Origin of the sequence: Streptomyces apricus (genome assembly GCF_008369065.1) — a bacterium.
GTDB classification, from domain to species: Bacteria; Actinomycetota; Actinomycetes; order Streptomycetales; family Streptomycetaceae; genus Streptomyces; species Streptomyces apricus.
On sequence record NZ_VDFC01000086.1, the window covers coordinates 1 to 2,082 of the forward strand.

General features: G+C 74.4%; 3 protein-coding genes. 1 reads left to right on the forward strand and 2 read right to left on the reverse strand.

Annotated features, from left to right (window positions below):
- Positions 1–68 precede the first annotated feature (68 nt).
- Positions 69–1,088, forward strand: a complete 1,020-nt coding sequence (locus tag FGF04_RS37160; protein ID WP_149515808.1) for an ADP-ribosylglycohydrolase family protein — start codon at positions 69–71, stop codon at positions 1,086–1,088.
- 45 nt (positions 1,089–1,133) lie between these two features.
- Here FGF04_RS37160 and FGF04_RS37165 read toward each other — a convergent pair whose 3' ends face one another.
- Both FGF04_RS37165 and FGF04_RS37170 read right to left on the reverse strand, forming a co-directional pair.
- A complete protein-coding gene (locus FGF04_RS37165; RefSeq protein WP_235882691.1) occupies positions 1,134–1,562 on the reverse strand; it encodes a Rieske (2Fe-2S) protein in 429 nt (142 codons plus the stop codon).
- The coding region (locus tag FGF04_RS37170) for a DUF6529 family protein (protein WP_149515809.1) at positions 1,559–2,082 on the reverse strand (524 nt) is incomplete at its 5' end. The genes FGF04_RS37165 and FGF04_RS37170, both read right to left, overlap by 4 nt.

The following is a 2,082-nucleotide window of genomic DNA, read 5'->3' on the forward strand; positions in this document are numbered from 1 at the left end:
TCGCCGCAGTCCCCGGCACAGTCCTCTGTGCCGCAGTCCTCTGTCTCGTCTTCGGAAGGGCGATCCTCATGACCACGACCGTCAGGAAGCAGGCCGCCACCGGGGCGCTGCTCGGGCTCGCCCTCGGGGACGCGCTCGGGGCGCCGACCGAGTTCAAGGACGTGCCGTCGATCCTCGGCGCGTACGGGCCCTGGCGGGAGCTGGAGCTGCCGGACCCCGCCCTGATCACCGACGACACGCAGATGACGCTGGCGCTGGCGAGGGGGCTGCGCACCGCCATGGACCGCGGGCTGCTCGGTCCGAAGCGGTTGGAGCGGCCCGTGCGCGAGGAGTTCGTGGACTGGTACCGGTCACCGGAGAACAACCGCGCGCCCGGCCGGACCTGCCTCGTCGCCTGCGAGAGGCTGAAGCGCGAGGACCGGCCCTGGCAGGACGCCAGCCAGGTCGGCTCCAAGGGCTGCGGCGCCAACATGCGGGTCGCGCCGCTCGGCCTGGCCCCGGGCCTGAGCGACGAACAGCGCGCCGGCGCCGCGCAGTTGCAGGCCGCCCTCACCCACGGCCATCCGACCGCGCTGGCCGCCTCCGACCTCACCGCGCACGCCCTGCGGCTGCTCGCGCAGGGCGCCGAGCCGACGGGACTGGTCGGCCGGCTGCGCTCGTACGCGTACGAGAACCGGCGGCGGTACCACGAGCTCTGGCTGGGCGATCTGTGGACCCGGGCCCAGGACCCGACGCCGGAGCACTTCATCGCGCGCGGCTGGGACGAGTGCCTGGAGGTCCTGGAGCGGCTCGGGCCGGCCCTGCGCTCGCCGTCGCCCGAGACGGACCCGTGCCTGGCCACCGGCGCCGGGTGGATCGCCGAGGAGGCCCTCGCCACCGGGCTGCTGTGCTTCCTGCTCTTCGTGGACGAGCCGGTGACGGCCCTGCGCCGGGCCGCCTGCACCTCGGGGGACTCCGACTCGATCGCCTGTCTGGCGGGCGCCTTCGCGGGGGCGTACCTCGGGGCCGACGCCTGGCCCGTGGAATGGGCCGACCGGATCGAGCACCAGGGCGACCTGATGGCGTTCGGCGCGCTCTGGGACGCCTGACGGGACCTGACCGCCGGGACTCCCGCAAGGGCGGTGGGCGGCGGCTCAGGCGGAGCGGATCGTGTCGCCCTCGACCGCGATCCGCCGCGCCGGGAGCGGTTCCGGGGCCGGGCCGCCGGCCACCGAGCCGTCGGCGATCCGGAACCTGCTGCCGTGGCACGCGCAGTCGATGGTGCCGTCCTTGACCTCGGCGACGACGCAGCCCTCGTGGGTGCAGACCGCCGAGAAGGCCTTGAAGTCCCCCTTCCGCGGCTGGGTGACGACGACCTTCTCCTTTTTGAGGACCCTGCCGCCGCCGACCGGCACGTCGGCGGTCCGCACGAGCTCCTTCCCGCCGGACGCCGGGGGAGCCTCCTCCTGTGCTACGCCCCCACCCTCCCCGTACTTGCTGCAGCCCGCGAGCAGCGCGGCCGCCGCGCCCGTCGCGAGCACCGTGCGCCGCCGCGGTGGACGGCCCGTCAGGGGGTCGGTCATGTCGTCACCCCGAAGGTGCGGAAGAACCACAGGGCGGAGGTCAGCCAGACCACCGTGAGGGCGGAGAAGACGAGCCCGCCGACGACGGGCAGCAGCCAGCCGGGCAGCCGCTCCGCGCGCAGCAGCAGCATCTTGGCGCTGAACGCGCCGAAGAAGAAGCAGCCCAGCAGCGAGTGCCACAGGACGCGCGGCTCGTAGGTCTGGTAGCCCAGCGCGTACAGGCAGTGCACCGCCACCGGGACCGCCACCAGGAACGCGATCCGGCCCGACCAGCGGTGCAGCACACCGGACCAGCCCGGGCCCGGCAGGCGCCCGTACAGCATGAGCGCCGAGACGAGCTGCAGGAGCGCGAAGGCCACCGCGACGGTGGCCAGCCACGACTTCACCGCGCTCGTGCTGCTGAAGCCCGCCAGGTTGAAGGCGGTGCCCTCCGGGTCGTGCACGTTCCCGTAGGCGCCGAGGCCCACCGCGACCGCGCCCGCGACCAGGGCGGGTACCAGGTAGCGGGCGGCTCCCGGGC

Bases quoted from the DNA above. Each gene is read 5' to 3' on its own strand.
- FGF04_RS37160 (WP_149515808.1), top strand. From the start codon at position 69: ATGACCACGACCGTCAGGAAGCAGGCCGCCACCGGGGCGCTGCTCGGG.
- FGF04_RS37165 (WP_235882691.1), bottom strand. From the start codon at position 1,562: ATGACCGACCCCCTGACGGGCCGTCCACCGCGGCGGCGCACGGTGCTC.